This is a genomic window from Mycobacterium sp. NGS50 (genome assembly GCF_059812545.1).
The window spans coordinates 11,478-36,101 of sequence record NZ_JCALCW010000014.1; the positions used below are offsets into that span (position 1 = coordinate 11,478).

Here is a 24,624-nt window from a genome sequence, read left to right on the forward strand (position 1 = left end):
CCCCGAGGAAGCTGATGCACGCCCATGCCCGGTGCGCTGCGGGTAGCCCGCACGCTAGCCATAGCGCTGGCCATCTCGATGGCCGGCTGCTCTGCCGAACACGCCTCCCCCGCAACGGATACGCGGCCGGGCTGCATCACCGACTTCGATCCGGCCGCCGACTACTTCCCGGACAAATCGACACTGTCGGAGGCCACCAACTTCTCGATCGACTACCACAACAGCTACCAGGTCCTGACCGTCAAGCGCCCCTATCTCGGCGGCGAACCGGTGTCCTATGTGTTGGTGCGCTGCGGTGCGCCTGCACCGGCGCCGGCCGGCGAGCTCGCCCACGCCCAACAGATCACGATCCCGGTACGCGGCCTGTATTCGGGTTCGACGACGCATCTCGCGATGATCACCGAGCTCAGCGCCGCCGACGTGGTGACCGGAGTGGCCAGCCCGGCCACGGTCGCTGATCCGCAGATCCGCCGACGCATCGACGCCGGCCAGATCGTCGGCTACGCACCGGGCGGCCAGATCAACGTCGAGACCGTGCTGCACGCCGGCCCCGACGTCTTGGTCACCCCGGGCATGGACGACCCCGGCTATCCCAAGCTGCGCGAAGCAGGCGTCCCGGTGGTCGCCGACGCCGAATGGCTGGAGCCCACGCCGCTGGGCCGGGCCGAATGGGTCAAGATGTTCGCCGCGCTGACCGGAACCGAGCGGCAGGCCGGGCACGCGTATCAGGCCATCCGCGACCGCTACCGCGCCCTGGCCGCACAGGCCGCGTCGGCCACGCCGGTCGACGTGCTGGTCGGCACCATGTATTCGGGCAGCTGGTCGATGCCCACCGGCGGCAGCTACTCCGGCCGCCTGGTCGCCGATGCCGGCGGTGTCTACCCGTGGCTGGCGGACACCGGCGCCGAGAACCGGCAGTTGAACTTCGAGTCGGTGTACGCCCGCGCCGGAAGCGCACCCCTGTGGCTGGTCACCGACGATTGGAAAACGGTGGGCGACGCGGTGTCCCAGGACAGTCGGTACGGCGAGCTCGCCGCGGTCCGCAGCGGACAGGTGTGGTCGGCGACCAAGGCCGTCGGGACGCAAGGTCACAACACCTACTGGGAACGCGGGACGGCGCGACCGGATCTGCTGCTCGGCGACCTGGTTGCGATCCTGCACCCCGAGCTGGCCCCCGGCCATGCATTCGAGTTCTACCAACGAGTGGCCCGATGAGAACACCGACGCGCACCACGCTGGTGTTGGCCGGCCTCGCCGCCGCAGTGCTGGCGCTGGCGCTGCTGGGGCTGGTGCTCGGTCCGGTGCGCGTGCCGCTGGCCGACACCGTCCGGGTGCTGTTGGGCATGCAACCCTCCGATCCCCGCTGGCAGGTGATCGTGGCGAACATGCGGCTGCCCCGGGTGCTCACCGCGCTGGCCGCCGGGGCCGCGCTCGGGGTTGCCGGCCTGCAACTGCAGACGCTGTTCCGCAACACCCTGGCCGACCCCTACATTCTCGGCGTCAGTTCCGGCGCCAGCCTCGGCGTGGCGCTGGTGGTGCTGCTCGGTGGGGCGGCCGGCGCTGGATTCGCCGCCGGTATGGCCGGGGCCAGCCGCGCCGGTGGGGTCATCGCGGCAGCGCTGGGTGCCGCGGCGATGCTGACCCTGGTGCTGACGCTGTCCCGCTGGACCCGTTCGGCGGCGACGCTGCTGCTGATCGGGGTGATGTTGGGCGCGGCCAGCACCGCGTTGGTGAGTCTGGCGATGGTCTACGCCGACCCGCAGCGGGTGCAGCAGTTTCTGCTGTGGGGGCTGGGCAGCTTCGCCGGAACCGGCTGGGCCGATCTGCGGCTACTGCTACCGCTGGTGACGGTCGGGCTGGTCGCCGCGACGCTGACGATCCGGCCGCTCAACGCCTTGCTGCTCGGCGAGAGTTACGCGGCGACGATGGGTATCAACGTGCGCCGGGCGCGGGTCATCACGGTCGGCTCGGCGTCGCTGCTGGCCGGTGTGACGACCGCGTTCTGCGGGCCGATCGCCTTCCTCGGCCTGGTGGTACCGCATGTGGCCCGCATCGCCGTCGGCACCTCCGATCATCGTGTGGTGGTACCGGCGGTGACGTTGCTGGGTGCGACGGCCGCGCTCGGGTGCGGCATCGTCAGCCAGGTGCCGGGTAGCAACCTGGTGATTCCGGTCAACGCGGTCACGGCGCTGGTCGGAGCCCCGGTTGTGATCACCGTGCTGCTGCGGACCCGTCGCGGATCGGGGTTGCCCGCATGACGCCGGCGGTTGAACTTGTTGATCTGGCAATCGGCTACCGCACCCGGCGCCGGTCGGTGACGGTGGCAACCGGGCTGGGGGCACGGGCCCGCCGCGGCGAACTCACCGTGCTGATCGGCCCCAACGGCGCCGGCAAGTCCACCCTGATCCGCACGTTGGCCGGGCTGCAGCCCGCGCTCGACGGCCGTGTCTTGCTCGACGGCGCCAACCTCACCGGGCTGCCCCGTGACGAGCTGGCCCGCCGGGTCGCGGTGGTGCTGACCGAGCGGATCGAACCGGGGCTGCTGTCGGCCCGGGAACTGGTCGGGCTCGGCCGCATTCCGCACCTGGGATTGGCTGCCCGGCTGCGTCCGGCCGACGAGCAGATCGTGGACTGGGCGCTGGCGGCCACCGGCGCGCAGCATCTGGCCGATCGGCCGGCGGCGGAGCTCTCCGACGGTGAATGCCAGCGGGTACTGACCGCGCGGGCGTTGGCCCAGCGGCCGGGGCTGCTGGTGCTCGACGAGCCGACCGCCTTCCTCGATGTGTCTTCGCGGGCCGGTCTTTTCGGGTTGCTGCGCGAGCTGGCCCGCGACCAGCAGTTGGCGGTGATACTGAGCACCCACGACCTGGAGCTGGCGTTGCGGGTGGCCGATCGGGTCTGGCTGCTGGATCCGGCCGGCACCCTGACCGATACCGTCGGTGAGGAATTGATGCTGGCGGGGCGCATCGGCGCGATGTTCGACACCGACACGTTGCGCTTCGACTCGGCCAGCGGCATGTTCGCATTCGGCACCGGAACTGGCGCTCGGACCGCTCGCGTCGACGCCCCGGAGCCGTTGCGTGCCGCACTGATCCGGGTGCTGTCACGAGAGGGGTGGCATGCGGCGACGCCCACCGAAACCTCCGAAGCTATCGTCACCGCCGCCGATCCTGACGCTGTCACGGTGCGTTCCGGCGCTGATGCCGACACTGTCGCACTGCGTGATCTGCCGCAGCTGCTGCGCGGGCGGGCACCGAGTTCACTGCGCTGCGCGCCCGAAGCCCACACGGTTTCGGCGCTGGGCGAGTTGTCGGCCGTCAGCCCCTATTTCGCGGTCTCGACCGGGCCGGCCGATGGTGCCTGCTGGCACGCGGTAACCCGGCTCTACACCGACCAGCGGCTGCTGTCGCAGGCGGTCGATGACGTCGCGCAGCGCCTCGGGTCCGCGGATCGCCGGGTGGCGGTGTCAACGTTGTTCCTGGGGCACGCGGCGCGGCTCTGGTCGATCGGATTGGGTGCGCTCGCCCAGCACGGACTGTTGGTGGATCTGGCTCCCGAACAATTGTGGTACCGCGAATCCGACGGCACCGCTCGGCTGCACCTGCCGAATCCGTTGGCCTGGCAGGGGGAAAACCTGCAGCCACGATTGGCCGACATGATCCTGGACCGGCATCTGGCGCCGCTGGCCGACGCGGTGCGCCGGCTCGGCCCGATCTCGGAGCTGCTGCTGCGCGGCAACGCCGCGTCCGCGGTTCTCGGAGCCGCCCGCACCCTGGCAACCGAGCCGGGCTGGGAACTCGCGCGCACCCTGTGCGCAGACGAACGGCTCACCGGCGCCGTGCGTTTCGCCGCATCCGGCACCGGCTACCGGCGCACAACCTGCTGCCTGTTCTACCGCACGCCCGGCGGCGGGTTGTGCGGCGACTGCGTGCTCACTCGCAAACCCCAGGTTCGCCAGGACCGAAACAGGAAGGGAACCTCATGACCGAGAACACTGTCACAGCAGCCGACACCGCGAGCGTCATCGCCGATCCCCCGATCGTCGACACCGAAGACCGCGGCCGCGAACAACTCTGGCCGCTGCCCACCGACCAGAACAGCCTGCTGGAACTGCTGCACCTGTGTTTCGACGAATACTGGGACGACATCTGGTTCGGCATCATCATGCAGGGCGCCGCCTGGGAAGTGGCCGCACCCAACGCACCCAAGCGGATCTCGATGCTCGACGGCTACGCCACCGTCGATTTCGGCCGTTGGCACTTTCACCTGTGCATCGGCAAGCACCGCGCCAGCGGTACCGAGCTGGGCCGCATTCGCCGCTGCACCCGCGCCGAGTTGTATCGCCGGATCGGCAAGGACGGCCACCCGATGTCCTGGGGCGTGCGTCTCTACAACGGGCGCGATGAGCAGATGATGACGGTCATGCTGCCGAATCCATTCCTCACCAACGACCAGCAGATGCGCGACGAACCCGACTGGACCCAGCTCGAGTTGTGGGACAAGCTGCGCGACAAGTACCTGGGATTGGGATCGGACCCGTTGGACCGCAGCGGGAATCGGATCCGCTGCGGCGGTTAGGGCTCGTCCGCCGTCCAGGTGTTGGGCATCATCGGGCTCACCGCGCCGCCGCCGAACCTGTCCTCGACCAGCGTGGTGAGCCCCGCCGGCCGGACGGTGGCTATCTGATGCGTGCCGGCGAAACCGTGCCGTCCAGCACCGCGATCCGACGCCGTCACCAACGCCGGCTCCGGTGCGGGATCGGGCTCTAGATCCATGTACTCGTACCCGCGTCCGAGCATGCCGGTCTTCACCCGGCGCCGGCGCCGTTGCGGACTCGCCTGCCCCGAAGCCGGTTCGGCCACAGCGATATCGGCACTGTCCGGATCCGGCAGCGGCCTCTTGCGGGCGCTGGTGCCCGCCGCGCGTCGGGCACCCAGGCCCAAGTCGCCGACCATGTACATCGCGGCCGGCATGCTCACCGACGGCGGCCCTGCCGGAGTCGGCGGCGGGGCACCGCTCGGCGGGGTGGGGGCCGGTGCCGGCGCCGGCGGCGGCGCGGGGGCCGGTGCCGATGTGGGTGTCGGCGCCGGTGCCGAAACCGGCTGGGCCAGAGTCGCCCCCAGCGACGGCGGGACGGATGAGCCCACGGCGGGAACGGCGGGTGCCAGGTGCGCCAAGGCTCCGATGCCGAGACCGCCGAGCACCCCCGCCGGCGCCAGCACAGCCGAACCGGCCAACAGCGGCAACAGCGCCGGCAACAGCACCGTCTGGGTGATCAGGTAGTTGAGCGCCTGCACGGTGTTGCCGATCGTCGACCCGACGATCTCAATGAACGCCAGCGGTGCGACCAGGACCAGGGCTTGGGGATTGAACAACGCGGTGTACATGATCGCCAACAGATCGTCGATGATCACGATGCTGGTGAACGCGATGTAAGACCCCGGGTCCAGCGGCACCGAGAGGATGTAGGCCAGGTAGGCCGGGTTGAGATAGCTCAGCGGGTTGCCGGTCCAGCCCAGCCACGATCCGGGCACCCCGGCCGGCGGCAACCACGATGAACCCCCGAGACTGGCGAACCACTGCGCCAGCGGGTCGGAGATGTCGCCGAACCCGATCTTGTCGAAGAACTCCAGCAGCTCCGCGTACAGCGGGTACTCGCCGCTGTCGGGGTAGGGCGGCTGAGGGACGAGTCCTTCCAGCCACTTCGCGAAGTCGAGGAACCATTGCGGTGGCTCCGGCGGTGTGGCGTCTGCGGATTGGGCCGCCGTCGAGTGCGCCTTGAGCACCGGTGGCGCCGGCTCGAGCTGGGGCGCGGCCGCCACGGCGGAGGTGGCGGTCGCCTCGTAGGCCGTCATCACGGTTGCGGCCTGCACCCACATCCGGGCGTAGTCGGCCTCGTTGAGTGCGATCGGGATCGTGTTGATCCCAAAGAAGTTTGTACCGATCAGCACGGCATGGGTGGCATGGTTGGCGACCAATTCGGCCGTTGTCGGCATCGCCGCCAGCGCGCTGCTGTAGGCGGCGGCCGCCGCCTGTTGTTGGGCGGCCGCCGCCGTCGCATCGGCCCCAGCACGCAGCAGCCACCCGAGGTACGGGGCATGAGCTGCCGCGTACACCTCGGCCGACGGTCCCTCCCACACGCCCGACTGCACCGCCCCCAACAGCGCGGTCAGCTCATCGGCGACGGCGGCGTACTCGGCGGACAGCGCAGTCCAGGCGGCTGCCGATGCCAACAGCGGCCCCGGCCCGGGTCCGGCGGACAATAACGTTGAATGTACTTCCGGTGGGGCGGCCATCCAGATCGGCGCGGTCATCGCAGACCGCCGGCAGCCACCCGAGAAAAGCGAAACATGGGTGTTCGTCAGCTCTCTCGGGGTACACCGCCCCGGGTCGCAGGACGCGATGACGCCAGTATCCTGGCTCTCGGATCACAGCTCGCCTCGCCTTCCAACTCCGCAAAGAGCCGTGGCGGTTGAGGGTCGCTCCCCGATGACAGTGGCGGGACCGCGCCGGATTCACACCGGCTTCCTGCAACGTCATCGCCTTACCTGCGGAATTATTGCATGACCCGAATCCAGCCGGTCACACGCTCACCGGACCGGCGCCGTGCACCGCTTCGGCGAGCGCATCGGCCAGCGGATCGACATCGGCATCGTGCAGCCCGGCGATCGTCACCCGGATCCCCGGGGCGCTGCCGATCCGGTATCGGCTGCCCGGCGCCGCCGCCCACCCCGCCGCGAGTAGCCGGGTCATCGCCGCCGTCTCGTCGGGCACCGGAATCCAGACGTTGAGCCCGGAGCGGCCATGCGCAACCAGACCACGGTCGGCCAGCGCTCCGCAAAGCAGCGAACGGCGGTGCGCGTAGGCCGTTTCGGCCTGGCCGACCAGTCCGGTAGTTGTCTCGTCGCGCCACAAATCGACGGCCAGATCCTGCAGCAGGTGGCTGACCCATCCCGGCCCCAGCTGCTGGCGGCCGTGCACCCGCTCCACGGTGCGCCGGTCCCCGGCCAGCACGGCCAGCCGCAGGTCCGGGCCGTATGCCTTGGCCGCCGACCGGACGAATGCCCAGTGCCGCGTCGATCCGGCCAGCGGGTGCAGCCCCACACCGGCGATGCCGGCGCAGTGGTCGTCCTCGATGAGCAACACCTCATCTGACCGGGTCGCCAACAGGTTTCGCAGCACCTCGGCCCGGGGCGCGGATACAGCTGCGCCGGTGGGGTTTTGGGCACGGCTGGTCACCACCACCGCGCGCACACCGCGCTGCAGCGCGCCGGCCAGATCCGCGGGCAGCGGTCCGTCATCGTCGACGCCGACCGGTTCCGGCGAAAGCCCCAGCGCACCCAGCAGATCCAGCAGATTGGCCCAGCCCGGATCCTCCACCGCCACCCGGTCTCCCGGGCGCAGGTGGGCGGCGAGCACCCGCTCGATTCCGTCCAGTGCCCCGTAGGTCACCGCGAGATGCTCGGCGGCGACGCCGTCGCCGCCGAGCGCGGCGCGGGCGTGTGCCGCCAGTTCCGGTGCGATCGGCGGATGCCCGTAGAGCACCGGCGCCCCGGGCTGTCGCGGCGGGGCCTCGAGGATCGGCAGTAGCGCGGGGTCCGGATTGCCGGTGGACAGGTCGCGCACCCCCGGCGGCACCGCCAGCCCGAGCAATGACCGTGGCGTGGTCGCAGGCCGGTCCCGCACCCGGGTGCCGCGTCGGCCCGAGCTTTCAACGGCACCACGATCACGCAGCAGCCGGTAGGCGGCGGCAACGGTGTTGGGATTCACCTGCAGGTGGGTGGCCAGCGCTCGGATCGGCGGCAGCGCGGCGCCGGGCACCAATGCTCCTCGGGAGATGCCGTCCTCGATGCTCGCCGCGATGGCCTCCGCACCGGAACCACCGATCGTGTATTGTACTGGCACGAACATCATTATGTACTAGTACGTAATTAAGGGCAATCCCATGACCGAGACCTATGCACCGACCTCGACGACCACCCCCACCCGGTATCGGGAACGGGCACGCTACGACCGCGAAACCGTGCACGGCATCCTCGACGAGGCACTCATCTGTCATGTGGCCTACATCCGCGGGGATTACCCGGTGGTGCTGCCGACCACCCACGCCCGCATCGACGACACGCTGTACCTGCACGGTTCCACCGGCAGTGGTCCGGTGCTGGCCGCCGGCCCCGCGGGCCTGCCGGTCTGTGTCACCGCCACCCTGGTCGACGGTCTGGTGCTGGCCCGCTCGGCGCTGCACCATTCGATGTCCTACCGCTCGGTGGTGGTCCTCGGCGCCGCGCGTCTCGTCGACGACCAGCGCGAGAAGCGTCGCGCGCTCGATGCACTGCTCGATCACGTCGTTGCGGGCCGGGCCGCCGATACCCGGCCGGCCAACCCCCGCGAGCTGGCGGCGACCGCGGTGCTCGCCGTCGATCTCGTCGAGGTGTCCGCCAAGGTGCGCGCTGGTGGCCCGGCCGACGACGCCGAAGACCTGGGGCTGCCGCACTGGGCGGGCGTCGTGCCATTGACGCTGGTGGCCGGCCCGCCCGAACCGGCCGACGACCTGGACCCGGCCATCGCGCTGCCGCACTACCTGACGTCCTACCGGAGGCCACACTGATCGGCTTGACCACGCCGAGTGGCATCCTCACGACGTGACACGCCGGGCGAGCGTCGGGGATATCCCACTCGGCGCGGCCTGGGTCGAGTGCCCGGCCCCCGGTTGGTGGCACGTGATCGGCGACATGCGCTAGGCTTTAAAACGGTCATGAGCGCCAGCGTCAAGCCCCGGCTTGCTGGCCGGCAACCCTCCAACCGCGGTGGGGTGCCCCGGGTGATGACCAGGTTGAGTAGCCGCCGTCGGCTACGCGGCAAGCGCGGGTCCGCCATAACGGGCCCCCCGAGTAGAACAGGGGAACCTGATGCGTGCCTCATACCGATTCCGACCGATTCTAAGTTGCTGGCGCTGAAACCTGCGTCCACGCCACTCATAGAAAGCATCGATACATGACCGCCGACAACAACAGCGATCCGAGCGCGAGCTGGTCGTTCGAAACCAAGCAGGTCCACGCCGGGCAGGAGCCCGACCCGACCACCAATGCCCGTGCCCTGCCGATCTACCAGACGACGTCCTACACCTTCAACGACACCAGCCACGCCGCGGCGCTGTTCGGGCTGGAGATTCCGGGCAACATCTACACCCGGCTGATGAACCCGACCACCGATGTCGTCGAGAAGCGCATCGCCGCATTGGAAGGCGGGGTCGCGGCGCTGTTCGTGGCGTCCGGGCAGGCCGCCGAGACCTTCGCGATCCTGAACCTGGCCGGTGCCGGTGATCACATCGTGTCCAGCCCGCGGCTCTACGGCGGCACCTACAACCTGCTGCACTACTCGCTGGCCAAGCTCGGTATCGAGGTCACCTTCGTCGAGGACCCCGACGACCTCGACTCGTGGCAGGCCGCGGTGCGGCCCAACACCAAGGCGTTCTTCGCCGAGACCATCTCCAACCCGAAAATCGACATCCTGGACACCCCGGGGGTCTCGGCCGTCGCCCATGCCAACGGCGTGCCGCTGATCGTCGACAACACGGTGGCCACCCCGTACCTGATCCAACCGCTGTCGCAGGGCGCCGACATCGTGGTGCATTCGGCCACCAAGTATCTGGGTGGGCACGGTTCGGCGATCGCCGGCGTCATCGTCGACGGCGGCACCTTCGACTGGACGCAGGGCCGCCATCCCGGCTTCACCACCCCCGACCCGAGCTACCACGGCGTGGTGTTCGCTGACCTGGGAGCACCGGCGTTCGCGCTCAAGGCCCGCGTGCAGCTGCTGCGCGACCTGGGCGCGGCGGCTTCGCCGTTCAACGCGTTCCTGGTCGCCCAGGGCCTGGAGACGCTCAGCCTGCGGGTGGAGCGCCATGTGGCCAACGCGCAGCGGGTGGCCGAGTTCCTGGACAGCCGTGACGAAGTGCTGTCGGTCAACTACGCCGGGCTGCCCAGCTCGCCGTGGTTCGAGCGGGCACAGAAGTTGGCGCCGAAGGGAACCGGCGCGGTGTTGTCCTTCGAGCTGGCCGGCGGAGCGGAGGCCGGCAAGGCCTTCGTCAACGCGCTGAGCCTGCACAGCCACGTCGCCAACATCGGCGACGTGCGGTCGCTGGTGATTCACCCGGCGTCGACGACGCACGCCCAGCTCAGCCCGGAAGAGCAGCTGGCCAGCGGGGTCACCCCGGGCCTGGTGCGGCTGGCCGTCGGCATCGAGGGTATCGACGACATCCTGGCCGACCTGGAGCTCGGCTTCGCCGCGGCCCAACAACACAGCGCCTCAAAGGATTCGGCGGCGGCGGCGGTGTGATGACCATTTCCGACGTGCCGACCCAGACCCTGCCCGCCGAAGGCGAGATCGGGCTGGTTGACATCGGTGCGTTGCGTCTGGAGAACGGCGCGGTCATCGACGACGTCAGCATCGCCGTGCAGCGCTGGGGCGCGCTGTCACCGGCACGGGACAACGTCGTGCTGGTGCTGCATGCGTTGACCGGGGATTCACACATCACCGGTCCGGCCGGACCCGGGCATCCGACGCCGGGCTGGTGGGACGGTGTGGCCGGACCGGGCGCGCCGATCGACACCGACCGCTGGTGCGCGGTGGCCACCAACGTGCTCGGCGGCTGCCGGGGCTCGACCGGGCCAAGCTCGCGGGCCCGGGACGGAAAGCCCTGGGGTTCACGCTTTCCGACGGTCTCGGTGCGGGACCAGGTGGAAGCCGACGTTGCCGCGCTGGCCGCGCTGGGCATCAGCGAGGTGGCCGCGGTGGTGGGCGGATCGCTGGGCGGTGCGCGCGCGCTGGAGTGGATGATCGGCCATCCCGAGCGGGTGCGCGCAGGTCTGCTGCTCGCGGTCGGCGCCCGGGCCAGCGCCGATCAGATCGGCACCCAGTCCACTCAGATCGCGGCGATCAAAGCCGATCCGAACTGGCAGGGCGGCGATTACCACGACACCGGGAGCAGCCCCGACAGTGGGCTGGCCATCGCCCGCCGCATCGCGCACCTGACCTATCGCGGCGAGACCGAACTCGACACCCGGTTCGCCAACCGCGCTCAAGACGACAAAGAACCTGGCCGTTACGCGGTGCAGAGCTACCTGGAACATCAAGGGGCCAAGCTGGTGTCGCGGTTCGACGCCGGCAGCTATGTCGCCCTGACCGAGGCGTTGAGCGGCCACGACGTCGGCCGCGGGCGCGGCGGTGTCGCGGCCGCGCTGCGTGGCTGCGCCGTCCCCGCGGTGGTCGGCGGCATCACCACCGACCGGTTGTATCCGCTGCGCCAGCAGCAAGAACTGGCCGACCTGCTGCCCGGATGCGACGGCCTGCAGATCGTCGACTCCGTCTGCGGGCACGACGGATTCCTGGTGGAGACCGAGCCGGTGGGCGAGCTGATCCGCCACACACTCACCCTGGCCAGCCAAGGCGCCAGGAAGTGAGCACCGGCGCCCGGCACGATCGTTCGCTGTCCTTCGGCTCCCAGGCCGCCGCCTACGAGCGGGGCCGACCGTCATACCCGCCGGAGGCCATCGACTGGCTGCTGCCCGCGGGGGCGCGCGACGTGCTCGATCTGGGGGCCGGTACCGGGAAGCTGACCACCCGCCTGGTCGAACGCGGCCTGGACGTGGTGGCCGTCGACCCGATCGCCGAGATGCTGGAAGTACTCAGCACGGCACTGCCGGACACCCCCGCACTGCTCGGCACCGCCGAGGACATCCCGTTGCCCGACAACAGCGTTGACGCCGTCCTGGTCGCGCAGGCGTGGCATTGGTTCGACCCGGAACGGGCGATCCCCGAGCTGGTGCGGGTGCTGCGGCCCGGTGGGCGGCTGGGGTTGGTGTGGAACACCCGCGACGAACGGCTGGGCTGGGTCAAGGAATTGGGCCACATCATCGGCCGCGAGGATTCCCGCGACGCGATCGACGACGGTGTGGTGCTGCCGGCGCCGTTCACCGACATCGAACAGTTCTCTTTTCAGTGGACGAATTACCTGACCCCGCAGGCACTCGTCGACCTGGTGGCCTCCCGCAGTTACTGCATCACCTCCCCCACCGAGGTGCGCGCCAAGACCCTCGATCAGGTCCGCCAGCTGCTGGCCACCCACCCGGCGCTGGTCAACGCGACCGGGCTGGCGTTGCCGTACATCACCGTCAGCATGCGGGCGACGCTGGAATCCGCCGCCGGTTGACCCTGCGTCCAGGACGCGGGTGAGGCGGACTTTGTCGCCATAGCCGCAGCGTCATCCCTGCGTTGCGGGCAGCTTCTGCAGGCCGGCCCCGGTCAGCAGGTACTCGGCGGCGGTGGTGTCGGGGTCGGCCGCCACCAGGTCGACGAGGGCGGCGCCGGCCAGCTCGGGTGTCAACGGTTTTCCGAGCTGCTGCGTGTAGGCGTCTTCGGTTTGGCCGGTGCGGGCGGCGTAGGCGCGGATTCCCCGGCGGCCCACGTCGCCGAACGGGGTGATCCGGGGCAGCACGGTGGTGACGGTGAGATCCAGGCCGGCGCGGTGCGCCTCCTCTTGGGCGTAGGCCGCGATGAACCGCTGGGTGGCCTTTGCCCCGGCATATCCGCCGCTGGCCGGTGATCCCGCGATGGCAGCGCCGCTGCTGATCAACACCACCCGGCTGCCCGGTGCCAGCGGCTGCAGCAGTGCCGGACGCAACCAGTTGAAGGCGATCTTGACATCGGCATTCCAGTTGACCGAGAACGTTTCCCAGGTCTGGTGCTGCAACGGCCCCATCACCGGGGTAGCGCCGGCGACCACGATCAGCACCTGCGGGCGGTGAATGTCCAGCAGGTTCCACGCCACCCCGGGATCGGCGGCGTCGCCGATCTCAGCGTGGATGTTGGGGTGCGTGGCCGCCAATTCGGCCAGGGCCGGACCGGTGCGTGCAACTGCGACCACCCGGGCCCCGGCTTCGGCGAACCGCGACGCGATGCCATGCCCCAGGCCGCGGCTGGCGCCGACCACCAGGACGGTCTTTGCCGATTGTGTATCCATGGTCTTCTCCTGTGACTAGGCGGTGGGTTGCGGGTCCGGCAGCGCCGCGTATTGGCGCTGCAGCGTCTTGATCGCGCCGTGGGGCCAGCCCGGCTCCAGCGACTGCGACATCGGGTCGGGGAAGATGTCCTCGCATCCCCGTTCCACCCCGTCGAAGATGGCGCGCGCGGCGGATGCCGGTGCGGCCTTGGGAATGTCGAATCCCGCGTTCATGTCGGTGTCGACCGGACCGGTCAGCACGGCGTGTACACGTACCCCGTGTCCGGCGAGCAGGGCACGCTGCGACTGGGTCAAGCTGAACGCGGCGGCCTTGGAGATCGAGTAGGCCGGGATCAGCGGCAACGGGGCCAGCGCGTTGATCGACAGGTTGTTGACGATCGCGCCGCCGGAACGCATCAGCTGCGGCAGGAACGCCCGGACCACGTTGTAGATGCCGAACAGGTTGACGGCCAGGTGCTCGTCCAACACGGCACGATCCCCCAGGTCGTCGTAGCGGGCGACGCCGGCATTGTTGATCAGCAGGTCCAGCGATTCGACGTCCTCGGCGGCTTGGTGGATCTGGGCGCGGTCGGTGACATCAAAGATCAGCGGTCTGACCCGGTCGTCGGGGTGCGTGACCGGTCGGCGCGCGGTGGCGTACACCCGGCGAGCGCCTCGGTTCAGGGCCTCCTCGACCAGCGCCCGCCCGATTCCTCGGTTGGCGCCGGTCACCAATACGGTTTGTCCGGCAACGCTCATGTGTCCTCCTCGACGACGGATCGGTAACTGTCAAAGATGTAGAGACGACCCGGCGCCGAAACTGGTCGCTCACGGTGCGCCCAGTTCTCGGGTCCGCCGGCGTCAGTACTTTCAGGCGTGAGGACAACGGGGGGTGCACGGTGGACGCAACCGGGCTGATCGCCAAGGCGCGGGCCGGCGACGGCGAGGCGTTTCGGAGGCTGGTCGAGCCGCACCGTCGTGAGCTGCAGGCGCACTGTTATCGGATGTTGGGCTCCCTGCACGACGCCGAGGACGCACTGCAGAACACCCTGCTCGCGGCCTGGCAGGGTCTCGACGGTTTCGAAGGGCGGGCCTCGATGCGCACCTGGCTCTACCGCATCGCCACCAATCAATGTCTGAGCGCGCTGCGCGCGGTCAAGCGAAAGCCGGCCACGCAGTGGGACTTCTCCGGGTTTGAACCGCCCGAACCGAGTCGGCTCGGTGAAATCACCTGGCTTGAGCCCTATCCCGACACTCTGCTGGAGGGGGCGGTGAGCGCGCCGCTGGGCCCGGAGGCGCGTTACGAAGAAGCCGAAGCCATTTCGCTGGCGTTCGTGACGGCCCTGCAACTGCTGCCGGCCCGGCAGCGCGCCGTGCTCATCCTGCGTGACGTGCTGGGTTATCACGCCGAGGAAGTCGCGGATCTGCTCGACGCGAGCATCCATTCGGTGACCAGCGCCCTCAAACGCGCCCGCGCCACCATGCACGGTCGCCGCCCGGACTCTGCGCTACCGGCCGGCTCACCGGCCGAGCAGACCTTGGTGGCGAACTTCGTCCGCGCCTATCAGCGCGGTGATGTCGATGCGTTGGTCGACCTGCTCACCGCCGACGTCATCGTCTCGATGCCCCCGATTCCGCTGGAGTACCACGGCCGCGACACCGTGGCACGCTTCTACCGCGCCATCTTTGGTGCCGGGCGGGTATATGACCTGGTGCCGACCCGCGCGAACGGCCAACCCGCGTTCGGGGCGTACCTGCACGCACCCGCCGGCGGGATCCGGCACGGCGCCGGTCTGCTCGTCCTGACGCTGACCGGCCCACGGATCAGTGCGCTGACCCGATTCGACAACAACCTGCTCACCCCGTTCGGGCTGCCGCTGTCGCTGCCCGACTGACGTCGCGACGCCGCATAGCCGTCGAAGCGTGACCGTGTCGTGTCGCCAATGTGACCGCGGTAGCCCACTGTTTCTACAGGACTAGCGGGGGGAGCACGCGGTGGCGAAGTTACGGACTGGCAGTAGGGGCCTTCGACGGGCGCTGATTTCGGTTGTGGTGCTGGTCGCGACGGCAGCATTGTTCGCGGTCCCGGCGCGCGCCGATGCGATCGACGACTCGTTTCTGTCGGCCCTCGAGGGCGCGGGGGTCAACTACGGCGACCCCAGCAGCGCGGTCTCGCTCGGTCAGTCCATCTGTCCGCAGCTGGCCCAACCGGGTGGCTCGGTCGCCTCGGCCGCATCCAGCCTGACCGGCAACAGCGGGGGCATGTCCCCGGCCATGGCGCAGCTGTTCACCAGCATCGCGATCTCCATGTACTGCCCGTCGATGATGAGTTCGCTGGCCAGCGGCCAGATTCCCAACCTGCCGCAGATCCCGGGGATTCCGGGGCTGTAAACGCACGAGGTCGACGCCCGCGCGAAAAAGTGCGAGAGGACACCGCGCCAGCGTCGATCTCAGGGGCACGGGACGCGAGGCGACCCGTCTAAACGGCCGTCCCTAACGGGTCGATCGTCGAGGCGGTGTAGAGCATCACCGTGCACACCGCTGCCGTCGTGGCGAAATCAATCCCTTTGGTGCGCACCACCAATAGCCCGGCCCGCTCGTCGGGCAGCAGCAGCCGCAGCCCGGCCGCCACTCCCACACCGATGCCGATCAGCAGCGCGCCGCGGCGCCAGAAGTTCAGCGCCACCAGCGTCAACGCCGCGATGAAGATGAGCCCGACCACCAGGATGGGCCACTGGCCCCCCACCGCCCGGCGCACCTCGGCGACACGAATCACACGGCGCCCTCCGCCAATTCGACGACGTTGGTCAGCAGCAGCGCCCGGGTCAACGGACCCACCCCGCCGGGGTTCGGCGAGACGTGACCGGCAACCTCCCACACGTCGGGGTGCACATCGCCGACCAGCCCGTCGTCGGTGCGGCTGACCCCGACATCGAGCACCGCAGCACCGGGCCGCACCATGTCGGCGGTCAGCAGATGCGGTACCCCGACGGCGGCCACGATGATGTCGGCCTGGCGGGTCAGCGCGGGCAGGTCGCGGGTGCCGGTGTGGCACAACGTCACGGTGGCGTTCTCCGAACGTCGGGTCAGCAGCAGCCCCAGCGGCCGTCCGACGGTGACGCCGCGGCCGATGACCACCACGTGGGCGCCGGCGATCGGCACGTCGTATCGGCGCAGCAGGTGCACGATGCCGCGCGGCGTGCAGGGCAGCGGCGCCGACTTGCCCAGCACCAGCCGGCCCAGGTTGGTCGGGTGCAGGCCGTCGGCATCCTTGGCCGGGTCCACCCGTTCCAGCGCCGCGTTCTCGTCCAGGTGTTTGGGCAGCGGCAGCTGCACGATGTAGCCGGTGCACTCGGGGTTGGCGTTGAGCTCGTCGATGGTGGCGTTGAGTTCGGCGGTGCTGATGTCGGCCGGCAGGTCGCGGCGGATGGAGGTGATGCCGACCTTGGCGCAGTCGGCGTGCTTGCCGCGCACGTAGGCCTGTGAGCCGGGGTCGTCGCCGACCAGGATGGTGCCCAGCCCGGGCGTGCGGCCCGCGGCGGCCAACGCGGCCACCCGAGTTTTGAGGTCGACGAAAATCTCGTCGCGCGTGGCCTTGCCGTCCAACGTGATCGCACCCACGGACAGCATCCTTTCATGCTCGCCGAGTGTCGGGTTGTGGCACGCCATGGGCACTGGATGCGTGCATCAAGTCGACACTCGACAGCCGGCTTATAAGCTGCCGGTATGGCAGCCCCGCCCGACATCTTCAGCCCCGCCAAACTCGGCCCGCTCACCCTGCGCAACCGGACCATCAAGGCGGCGACCTTCGAAGCGCGCACCCCCCACGCCCTGGTCACCGACGACCTCATTGAGTATCACCGGCTGCCGGCGGCCGGCGGGGTCGCGATGACCACCGTCGCCTACTGCGCGGTCGCCCCCGGCGGGCGCACTTCCGGCGAGCAGATCTGGATGCGCCCGGAGGCGGTCGCCGGATTGCGTCGGCTCACCGACGCCGTGCACGCCGAGGGGGCCGCGGTCAGCGCTCAGATCGGTCACGCCGGCCCGGTGGCCGACGCCCGCTCCAACAAGGCGCGTGCGTTGGCCCCGGTGCGGTTCTTCAATCCGATCGGGATGCGGTTCGCCAAGAAGGCCACCCGCGACGACATCGCGGAGGTCACCGCCGCGCACGCCAACGCCGCCAAGCTGGCGGTCGACTCCGGCTTCGACGCCGTGGAGATCCACCTGGGCCACAACTATTTGGCCAGCTCCTTTCTTTCTCCGCTGATCAACCGCCGCACCGACGAGTTCGGCGGCTCGTTGGCCAACCGGGCCAAGGTGGCACGCGGGCTGGTGACCGCGGTGCGCCAGGCGGTGCAGGACCAGATCGCGGTGACCGCCAAGCTCACCATGAGCGACGGGGTGCGCGGCGGTATCCCGATCGAGGAGGCGCTGACCACGGCCAAATGGCTGCAGGACGACGGCGGGCTGGACGCGCTCGAACTGACCGCCGGCAGCTCGCTGGTCAACCCGATGTACCTGTTCCGCGGCGACGCCCCGGTCAAGGAGTTCTCCCGCGCCTTCAAGCCGCCGATGCGCTGGGGCGTGCGGATGACCGGCAACAAGTTTCTGCGTGCCTACCCCTACCAGGACGCGTTCCTGCTACGCGACGCCAAACTGTTCCGCGCCGAACTGTCGCTGCCGCTGATCCTGCTCGGCGGTATCACCAACCGGGCGAGCATGGATCTGGCGATGGCGGAGGGCTTCGAGTTCGTCGCGATGGGTCGGGCGCTGCTCGCCGAGCCCGACCTGATCAACCGGATCGCGGCCGACGCGGCGACGACGTCGGCATGCACACACTGCAATCTGTGCATGCCGTCGATCTACAGCCGGACCCAGTGCGCGGTCACCGGCGCCCCTGACGCGCTGGCGCGATAAGAGCCGCGACTGGCCCTTGCCCGCGCGGTTAGTGCAGGCGACCGGTATCCGAACGGCTACAGTTGTCCCGATGAGTCAATCAGCCCCGCCTGCGCTGACCGTCCGTTACGACGGGAATCAACGTACCTTCGCACCAGGCCACGACGTGGTCGTCGGACGCGATCTTCGCGCCGATATGCGCGTCGCGCACCCCTTGGTGTCGCGCGCGCACCTGCTGCTGCGCTTCGACCAGGGCCGGTGGATCGCGGTCGACAACGGATCGCTGAACGGCATCTTCGTCAACGGCCACCGGGTGCCGATGGTCGACATCCGCGACGGCCAGAACATCAACCTGGGCAACCCCGACGGGCCGCCGCTGCACTTCGAGGTCGGGCGCCACCACGGCGCTGCCGGCCGGCCGCCCCAAACGATGACGATGGGAGCCCCCCGGCCGGCTCCGCACATCCCCCCGCCTCCGCCGCCGAGCGCTCCGCGGCAACAACGGCCCGGCCCCTACCAGCGTCCGCACCTCAACCCGGGGCCGTCGTATCCGCCCCAGCAGGCGCCGCCGCCGAGCTACCCGGTCAGCGCGCCGCAGCCCAGCGGGCAAGCCGCCACCCGGATGGCTCCCGCGGCCGCCAAACCGCCGGAAGCGGGCAACTTCGCGACCAAGATGATGGACATCCTGCGTCCGGGCGCCGCCCCGGACGCGCCGTCGGGGGCGTTGACGCTCGGCCGTGCCACCGACAACGACATCGTCATCGCCGACGTGCTGGCCTCGCGACACCACGCCATGCTGATCTCGACTCCGCTGGGCACCGAGATCCGGGACAACCGCAGCATCAACGGGACGTTCGTCAACGGCACCCGGATCGGGTCGGCGATTCTGAACGAGGGTGACGTAGTCACCATCGGTAACGTCGACCTGACGTTCACCGGCGGCACCCTGGTGCGCCGCAGTGAAGCCGAGTCCCGCGCCGGCGGCCTCGAAGTCCAGGACGTGTGCTTCGACGTCGAGGACGGAAAAAAGCGGCTGCTGCACAACATCACGCTGACCGCCCGCCCGGGCACCCTGACCGCCGTCATCGGCCCGTCCGGCGCCGGCAAGTCGACGCTGTCCCGGTTGATCGCCGGATACACCAACCCCAGCACCGGCGCGACCATCTTCGAGGGCCACAACATCCACAACGAATACGCCTCGCTGCGCAGCCGGATCGGGATGGTCCCGCAGGACGACGTGGTGCACCGCCAGCTGACGGTGAACCAGGCCCTGGGCTACGCCGCCGAGCTGCGTCTTCCGCCGGACAGCACCAAGGCCGACCGCGGCCAGGCGGTGGCGCAGGTGCTCGAAGAGCTGGAGATGACGCGGCACGCCGAGACCCGGGTGGAGAAACTATCCGGCGGCCAGCGCAAACGCGCCTCGGTTGCCCTGGAGCTGCTGACCGGGCCGTCGCTGCTGGTGCTCGACGAGCCGACGTCAGGTCTGGACCCGGCACTGGACCGCCAGGTCATGTTGATGCTGCGCGGGCTGGCCGACGCCGGCCGCGTGGTGTTGGTGGTCACCCACTCGATTTCCTACCTCGACGTCTGCGATCAGATCCTGCTGTTGGGGACCGGTGGCCGGACGGCGTTCTGCGACAAGCCCGATCAGGTCGGCTCCTGGTTCGGTACCACCAACTGGGCCGAGATCTTCGACTCGGTCAGCACCGTGGAGAAGGCCGAGGTCGCCAACCAGACCTATCAACAGCGGAAGGGCGGCCAGCGCTCCTCCTCTGTTGCGGTCTCCACGACACCGCCGGCCGACCTCGGCGCGCCACCCGCCTCCAACATCCTCAAACAGTTGTCGACGGTCGCGCGCCGCCAGGTCCGGCTGATCGTCTCCGACCGCGGGTATTCGGTCTTCCTGGGAATACTGCCGTTCCTGGTCGGCGCGCTGTCATTGACGGTCAAGGGTAAACACGGGCTGCAGATGCCCGGGCTGGATGCGCCCACCGAACCCCAATACATCATGGTGCTGCTCAATCTCGGGGCGGTCTTCATGGGCACCGCGCTGACGATCCGAGATCTGGTGGGCGAGCGCCCGATCTTCAAACGAGAACAGGCCGTGGGCCTGTCCACCATGGCCTATCTGCTGGCCAAGATCGCGGTGTTCTGTGGGTTCGCCATCGGCCAGTCGGCGATCGCGACGATCATCGTGTTGATCGGCAAGAAGGCGCCCAACCCGCCGGACCCGATGTTCGGCAGCGCCAGCTTCTCGCTGTTCCTCACCGTGGCCGGCACCTGTGTGGCATCGGCGATCCTCGGGTTGGCGCTGTCGTCGTTCGCGAACTCCAACGAGCAGATCATGCCGATGCTGGTGGTGTCGATCATGTCGCAGCTGGTGCTCGGCGGCGGCATGATCCCGGTGACCGGTCGGATCGGGCTGGATCAGGTGTCGTGGATTACGCCCAGCCGATGGGGTTACGCCGCGGGTGCGTCGACGATCGATTTCAACACGTTGCTGCACCATGACTCGATCCCCAAGGACTGCATGCCGCTGCCGACTCCGCAGAACCCGGAGCCGGTCGCGCCTGCGGGTTGTACCCCGAAGATCCAGGTCACGCAGATCCCGCAGGACGGCCTCTGGAAACACACCAAGGGCATCTGGTTCCTCGACATGGCGATGCTCGTGCTGCTGTCGGTGCTCTACAGCACCGTGGTGTGGTGGAAGATCCGCCTCAAGCGCTAAGCGTCGAAGCGGACCCGCAGCTGCGAGGGGCCGCGCAGTTCCACGCCGAGCAGGCCGGCGATGCGGACCTGATCGGGTTCGACCAGTCGCAGCCCGGGCAGCCGTTCGAGTAGGACGCGTACCGCTGTCTGCAGCTGGGCGAGTGCCAGGAACTGGCCCAGGCACACGTGGGGTCCGCCACCGAAGCTCACCGATGCCACCGCGCGTCGGTCGATGTCGAAGCGGTCCGGGTCGGGGTACACCTGCGGATCGCGGTTCGCGGCAGCGATCGCCAGCAACAACCATGTGCCGGCAGGTATTTCGATGCCGCGCCACACGCGGTCGGTGGTGGCGATCCGGGGCACCATGGCCGGTCCCGGCTCCCACCGGATTGCTTCCTCGACAGCCCAGCGGACACCGTCCGGATTCTCGCGCAACCGCTCGAGCTGTTCGGGATGGGTCAGCAAGGCATACAGCAGATTTCCCATGCTGGGATAGGTGGTATCGACACCGGCGGGAAACAGCAGCCGGGTAAAGACGTAGATCTCCTCATCGGTGAGCCGCACACCGTCAATCTCCGCGGTCACCAGCTTGGACACCAGGTCATCGCCGGGACACCTGCGCTTCTCGGCCACGAACGGCTCAAGGTACTCGGTGAACGCCGCCGATGCCCGCAGTGCCGCATCGGGATCGTTCGGGAACAAAAACAGGTCGTGCGCCCATTCGGCGAACTTCGGCCAGTCCTCCATCGGCAGGCCGAGCATCGCGCTGGTGACCTGAAGCGGGAACTGTCTGGTGAACTCCACCGTCAGGTCAGCCGTCCCCCGGTCGGCGAAGTCGTCGACCAGGCGGTGCGCGATCGGTTCCAGAAGCTCGGCGGTATAGGTCTGGATCAGCGCGCGCCGAAACGCCCCCGACACCAGGGCTCGATTCGTGCGGTGTTCGGTGCCGCTCATGCACTGAATCGTCTGGCCCATCACCGGGCGGGTGGTCAGGTTGTACATGTCTGCGGCCGGAAACGTCTCATCGTCTTTGAACGCGGCGGCGACCAGGTCGTTGGTGAGCAGGATGATCGCGGGCATGCCGCGATAGGTGGTCGCGGCATAGGGGGCGCGGGCCCGCAGCTCCCGGAGCACGCCATGCAGATCAGGGAGCTCATCGGTGCCGAAGTCGATGCTCGCGCCGTCGATCATGACCGTCATGGCCGCCTCCTTCGTCATTGTGGATACGAATAGTAATTACAGCTTGTAACTACAGTCAAGAGCGGCGGTTGGCCGCTGTTCGCTATGCTGGGCTCCCCCTGCAAGGCCGGCGGGTCCGCCGGCCGCTCACCTGTGGAGATGTGATGACACGTGGCGGCGGCCAGCATCGCCTCGGCCCATTCCGCGACCCGAACGTGGATGCCGCGGTTCTCGACAGCACCCGGCGACTGCTGGTCGAGCGCGGCTATCGCGACACCTCGATCGACGCCATCGCCGAAGGCGCCGGGGTGAGCCGGCCGACCATCTATCGGCGATGGCCGTCGAAAGCGCACGTCATCTACGACGCCGCATTTCCCGCTGACGCCACCCGTGTACACACCTCCGATGACGCGGTGACCGAACTCAAGACGCTGATCCGCAACATCATCGGCTGGCTGGGCAACCCCGCGGCGGCCGCCGCTCTGCCCGGCCTGATGGTGGACATGCGCTCCGATCCCGCGTTGCAGGCCAGCCTCAACGAACGGCACAGCGCCGTGTTCAGCGCCGATCTGCGAGAACTGTTCGCCCGCAACAGCGATGTGTTGCGCCCGGTAGACGCCGACACCGTCCTCGACCTGATCGTCGGTGCGGCGATGCAGGCGCTGTGCATACGCAACGTCACCGACCTCGACGCCTACGCCGAGTCGTTAACGGATGCGTTGCTGAACGGCATCCTGTCGCCCTGACATCGGCGCAAACCAACTCTTGACCCCGGCGGCGCCCGCTGCTACTTTTGCCGCAACATTTTGTCATTACAGTCTGTAACTACCCCGTTGGGCGCCGGATCGAAGGGAATGCTCATGGCACGCACCAAGCCCACCCGCGGTGTGAAATCGGCCGGGATCGCGACGGCGGTGCTGGCGATCGCACTCGCCACCCCGCAGGCCGCCACCGAAGTGTCGCTTTCGGTGTCGCTGGCCTCGGCCGATGCGGCGTTGCAGCCGCTGATCGACGATATCCTGGCGGCGCAACAGCATTGGGTGGACACCGACAGCCTGATGCCGTGGAGCACGCCGGGCAACAACGCACTTCTGCCAAACCTGCTGCAAAACCTGGAATTACAGCAACTGATGCTGGCGCTGCACGCCCAACTCCCAAGCCAGCTGTTCGGGCAGATACCCGATGTGCTGAACGGGAATGCCGCCGACGTCCGGCAATGGGCATTACTGGACAACCCCGATGTCTTCTACAACATCACGCAGGGCCTCGACCCGAAGGCGAGCTACGTCATCAGCGGGACCTTCAGTGACGGCTCCGCAGAACTCAGCGTGAACACCAATGCGATCGGCCCGACCGGAAGCACGACCATCGGATCGCTGGAACTCGAGACCGGTTTGAAGATCAATCCCGACGGCACCTACACCATCGACATCGCTCCGACCAGACCTGACGGCTCGATCAACTACGTCAACGATGCCGGCGCCAACTACCTCCTGGTGCGTTCCACGATGGGCGATTGGGCGGCCGGCCCGTCGACAGTCAGCATCGAATGCGTCGCCAACTGCCCGGCCGCCGCCCCCGGCGTGACCGACACCGAACTGTCCCCCGGCGCAATACAGTCGGCGCTGCAGAGCCTGCTCGACGGGTTGCCCAGAACCAACGGCACCATGCTCGCGCTGGCTCAGCAGGGCGGCATCACCGTCCCCGACAATACGATGAGCCCGTTCGCCAACGCGAGCACCGGCGTCATCGGGGCCGCGGCAGCCCAGTACAACTCGGCCGGAAGTTTCAACCTCAGCCCCGACGAGGCGCTGATCGTCAAGGTGCCCGATGTCGACGTCGCCAAGTACGGCGGGATCAACCTCTACACCGCGTGGGGCCAAACGCTGCCCTACCCGTTGGCGATCAACAGCTACAACGACACCCAGGCGTTTCACGATGCGGACGGCTACACCTACTACGTGGTCAGCGCGCAGAACCCGGGTGTGGCGAATTGGCTGGACACCGGCGGCCTGGAAAACGGCGCCGTCTACGCACGCTATCTGAACCTGCCCGAAGGCACCGACCTCACGGGTCTGCCCGTGACCACCCAGGTGGTTCCGGTGGCCGACGTGAGCCAGTACCTGCCGGCCGACACACCCACGGTCAGCGCTGCCGAGTACGCGGCCATGATGAACGAACGCGTCCTGACCTACGACTACGCGATGGATGTCGCCAGGACCTCCAACACCAGTTGGGTCACCGAACAGTTGTGGATGCACGACCTGCGCGACGCGATGGGCGCCGACCAGTTCACCGCGATGTTCGGCGCCGATCCGTTCACCCCGATGTGGCTGCGGCTGACCCCGGCCCTCAGCCCCGATTGGGCTGCCGTCACCCACGACTTCCTCACCAATCCGTCCGGCAGCCTAGCGGCGTTCACGAACGCCTTGACCCTGGCGGGGAATGACATCAAATTGCCCCTGCTGTTGGCGCAGGAGCTGTTGCAGCAGAACGCCACCGAAACGTTCCATGCGCTGCAGGGTGACCTGACTTCCGGCAACTGGACGCAGGCGTGGACGGACCTGCAGACCGGAGGACAGCAGCTGGGTTCAATCCTGGGCGAGGCGCTGTTCGATCCGAATACCAGTATCACCGCCGGAATCCTCAACGCCCGCGACGATCTGGCGACCGCGGTGCTGGCCGCCAACGACGGCTTCCCCACCCACGCGGATCTGCTGGGAACCCTGGAGTGGGCACTCATGCCGCAATTGACCCAGCTGGGCGCGGAGACGACATCAGCCGACCTCGGCTCGCTGCTGAACGCGGCGTTCGCCGAACTCAGCTCACTGTGGTGATTC

21 protein-coding genes and 2 riboswitches are annotated in these 24,624 nt (G+C 68.7%); of the genes, 14 read left to right on the forward strand and 7 right to left on the reverse strand.

Going from position 1 to position 24,624, the window contains the following annotated elements; all coding sequences use genetic code 11:
• Positions 1-24 precede the first annotated feature (24 nt).
• From AC5Y36_RS11870 to AC5Y36_RS11885, 4 genes are read left to right on the forward strand one after another with little or no spacing between them, the layout of a single operon-like run.
• Positions 25-1,215: an ABC transporter substrate-binding protein gene (locus tag AC5Y36_RS11870; RefSeq protein WP_500041107.1), complete on the forward strand. Its 1,191-nt coding sequence runs from the start codon at positions 25-27 to the stop codon at positions 1,213-1,215.
• Positions 1,212-2,258 carry a FecCD family ABC transporter permease gene (locus tag AC5Y36_RS11875; protein ID WP_500041108.1) on the forward strand — a complete coding sequence of 349 codons (1,047 nt, stop codon included), beginning with the start codon at positions 1,212-1,214 and terminating at the stop codon, positions 2,256-2,258. The genes AC5Y36_RS11870 and AC5Y36_RS11875 overlap by 4 nt, the downstream gene beginning before the upstream one ends.
• Positions 2,255-3,985, forward strand: coding sequence for an ATP-binding cassette domain-containing protein (locus AC5Y36_RS11880; RefSeq protein WP_500041109.1), 1,731 nt, complete (start codon positions 2,255-2,257; stop codon positions 3,983-3,985). The genes AC5Y36_RS11875 and AC5Y36_RS11880 overlap by 4 nt, the downstream gene beginning before the upstream one ends.
• Positions 3,982-4,578 (forward strand): DUF7676 family protein, encoded by a 597-nt coding sequence (locus AC5Y36_RS11885; RefSeq protein ID WP_500041110.1) that lies wholly within the window; start codon positions 3,982-3,984, stop codon positions 4,576-4,578. The genes AC5Y36_RS11880 and AC5Y36_RS11885 overlap by 4 nt, the downstream gene beginning before the upstream one ends.
• Here AC5Y36_RS11885 and AC5Y36_RS11890 read toward each other — a convergent pair.
• Complete coding sequence (locus AC5Y36_RS11890) at positions 4,575-6,314, reverse strand: PPE family protein (protein ID WP_500041111.1); 1,740 nt, start codon at positions 6,312-6,314, stop codon at positions 4,575-4,577. The two genes, AC5Y36_RS11885 and AC5Y36_RS11890, sit on opposite strands and share 4 nt — an antisense overlap.
• A gap of 75 nt (positions 6,315-6,389) precedes the next feature.
• Positions 6,390-6,554, reverse strand: a riboswitch (cobalamin riboswitch).
• 28 nt (positions 6,555-6,582) lie between these two features.
• A complete protein-coding gene (locus AC5Y36_RS11895) occupies positions 6,583-7,905 on the reverse strand; it encodes an aminotransferase class I/II-fold pyridoxal phosphate-dependent enzyme (protein WP_500041112.1) in 1,323 nt (440 codons plus the stop codon).
• 40 nt (positions 7,906-7,945) lie between these two features.
• Between AC5Y36_RS11895 and AC5Y36_RS11900 the strand changes: the two genes are divergently transcribed.
• From AC5Y36_RS11900 to AC5Y36_RS11915, 4 genes are all read left to right on the forward strand, one after another.
• Positions 7,946-8,608: a pyridoxamine 5'-phosphate oxidase family protein gene (locus AC5Y36_RS11900; protein ID WP_500041113.1), complete on the forward strand. Its 663-nt coding sequence runs from the start codon at positions 7,946-7,948 to the stop codon at positions 8,606-8,608.
• A gap of 143 nt (positions 8,609-8,751) precedes the next feature.
• A riboswitch (SAM riboswitch) is annotated at positions 8,752-8,871 on the forward strand.
• Between the two features lie 123 nt (positions 8,872-8,994).
• Positions 8,995-10,338 (forward strand): bifunctional o-acetylhomoserine/o-acetylserine sulfhydrylase, encoded by a 1,344-nt coding sequence (locus tag AC5Y36_RS11905; protein ID WP_500041114.1) that lies wholly within the window; start codon positions 8,995-8,997, stop codon positions 10,336-10,338.
• A complete protein-coding gene (gene metX, locus AC5Y36_RS11910; protein WP_500041115.1) occupies positions 10,338-11,462 on the forward strand; it encodes a homoserine O-acetyltransferase MetX in 1,125 nt (374 codons plus the stop codon). The genes AC5Y36_RS11905 and metX overlap by 1 nt, the downstream gene beginning before the upstream one ends.
• On the forward strand, positions 11,459-12,211 hold the full coding sequence (locus tag AC5Y36_RS11915) for a class I SAM-dependent methyltransferase (protein WP_500041116.1): 753 nt from the start codon (positions 11,459-11,461) through the stop codon (positions 12,209-12,211). Before metX ends, AC5Y36_RS11915 begins: the two co-directional genes overlap by 4 nt.
• 51 nt (positions 12,212-12,262) lie before the next feature.
• Here the strand turns inward: AC5Y36_RS11915 and AC5Y36_RS11920 are convergent, their stop codons facing one another.
• Together AC5Y36_RS11920 and AC5Y36_RS11925 are read right to left on the reverse strand one after the other, a co-directional pair.
• Positions 12,263-13,021, reverse strand: a complete 759-nt coding sequence (locus tag AC5Y36_RS11920) for an SDR family NAD(P)-dependent oxidoreductase (protein WP_500041117.1) — start codon at positions 13,019-13,021, stop codon at positions 12,263-12,265.
• 15 nt (positions 13,022-13,036) lie between these two features.
• Positions 13,037-13,759, reverse strand: a complete 723-nt coding sequence (locus tag AC5Y36_RS11925; RefSeq protein ID WP_500041118.1) for an SDR family NAD(P)-dependent oxidoreductase — start codon at positions 13,757-13,759, stop codon at positions 13,037-13,039.
• A 140-nt stretch (positions 13,760-13,899) separates the two neighbouring features.
• On the opposite strand from AC5Y36_RS11925, the gene AC5Y36_RS11930 reads away from it, so the two are divergent.
• Entirely contained in the window at positions 13,900-14,895 is a 996-nt protein-coding gene (locus AC5Y36_RS11930) for a sigma-70 family RNA polymerase sigma factor (protein WP_500041119.1), read from the forward strand.
• A 142-nt stretch (positions 14,896-15,037) separates the two neighbouring features.
• Positions 15,038-15,391, forward strand: a complete 354-nt coding sequence (locus tag AC5Y36_RS11935; RefSeq protein ID WP_500041192.1) for a DUF732 domain-containing protein — start codon at positions 15,038-15,040, stop codon at positions 15,389-15,391.
• Positions 15,392-15,479: 88 nt separating this feature from the next.
• Here AC5Y36_RS11935 and AC5Y36_RS11940 read toward each other — a convergent pair whose 3' ends face one another.
• Together AC5Y36_RS11940 and AC5Y36_RS11945 are read right to left on the reverse strand one after the other, a co-directional pair.
• Entirely contained in the window at positions 15,480-15,773 is a 294-nt protein-coding gene (locus AC5Y36_RS11940) for a DUF3017 domain-containing protein (protein ID WP_500041193.1), read from the reverse strand.
• Positions 15,773-16,621 carry a bifunctional methylenetetrahydrofolate dehydrogenase/methenyltetrahydrofolate cyclohydrolase gene (locus tag AC5Y36_RS11945; protein WP_500041120.1) on the reverse strand — a complete coding sequence of 283 codons (849 nt, stop codon included), beginning with the start codon at positions 16,619-16,621 and terminating at the stop codon, positions 15,773-15,775. The genes AC5Y36_RS11940 and AC5Y36_RS11945 overlap by 1 nt, the downstream gene beginning before the upstream one ends.
• A gap of 105 nt (positions 16,622-16,726) precedes the next feature.
• Between AC5Y36_RS11945 and AC5Y36_RS11950 the strand changes: the two genes are divergently transcribed.
• Positions 16,727-17,917 (forward strand): NADH:flavin oxidoreductase, encoded by a 1,191-nt coding sequence (locus AC5Y36_RS11950; RefSeq protein ID WP_500041121.1) that lies wholly within the window; start codon positions 16,727-16,729, stop codon positions 17,915-17,917.
• A gap of 70 nt (positions 17,918-17,987) precedes the next feature.
• Positions 17,988-20,624 carry an FHA domain-containing protein gene (locus AC5Y36_RS11955; RefSeq protein ID WP_500041122.1) on the forward strand — a complete coding sequence of 879 codons (2,637 nt, stop codon included), beginning with the start codon at positions 17,988-17,990 and terminating at the stop codon, positions 20,622-20,624.
• Here AC5Y36_RS11955 and AC5Y36_RS11960 read toward each other — a convergent pair.
• Positions 20,621-21,805 carry a cytochrome P450 gene (locus AC5Y36_RS11960; protein WP_500041123.1) on the reverse strand — a complete coding sequence of 395 codons (1,185 nt, stop codon included), beginning with the start codon at positions 21,803-21,805 and terminating at the stop codon, positions 20,621-20,623. The genes AC5Y36_RS11955 and AC5Y36_RS11960 overlap by 4 nt on opposite strands.
• Before the next feature lie 143 nt (positions 21,806-21,948).
• On the opposite strand from AC5Y36_RS11960, the gene AC5Y36_RS11965 reads away from it, so the two are divergent.
• Together AC5Y36_RS11965 and AC5Y36_RS11970 are read left to right on the forward strand one after the other, a co-directional pair.
• Positions 21,949-22,530, forward strand: a complete 582-nt coding sequence (locus AC5Y36_RS11965) for a TetR/AcrR family transcriptional regulator (RefSeq protein ID WP_500041124.1) — start codon at positions 21,949-21,951, stop codon at positions 22,528-22,530.
• Positions 22,531-22,644: 114 nt separating this feature from the next.
• Positions 22,645-24,621, forward strand: coding sequence for a hypothetical protein (locus AC5Y36_RS11970; protein ID WP_500041125.1), 1,977 nt, complete (start codon positions 22,645-22,647; stop codon positions 24,619-24,621).
• The last annotated feature ends 3 nt before the right edge of the window (positions 24,622-24,624 follow it).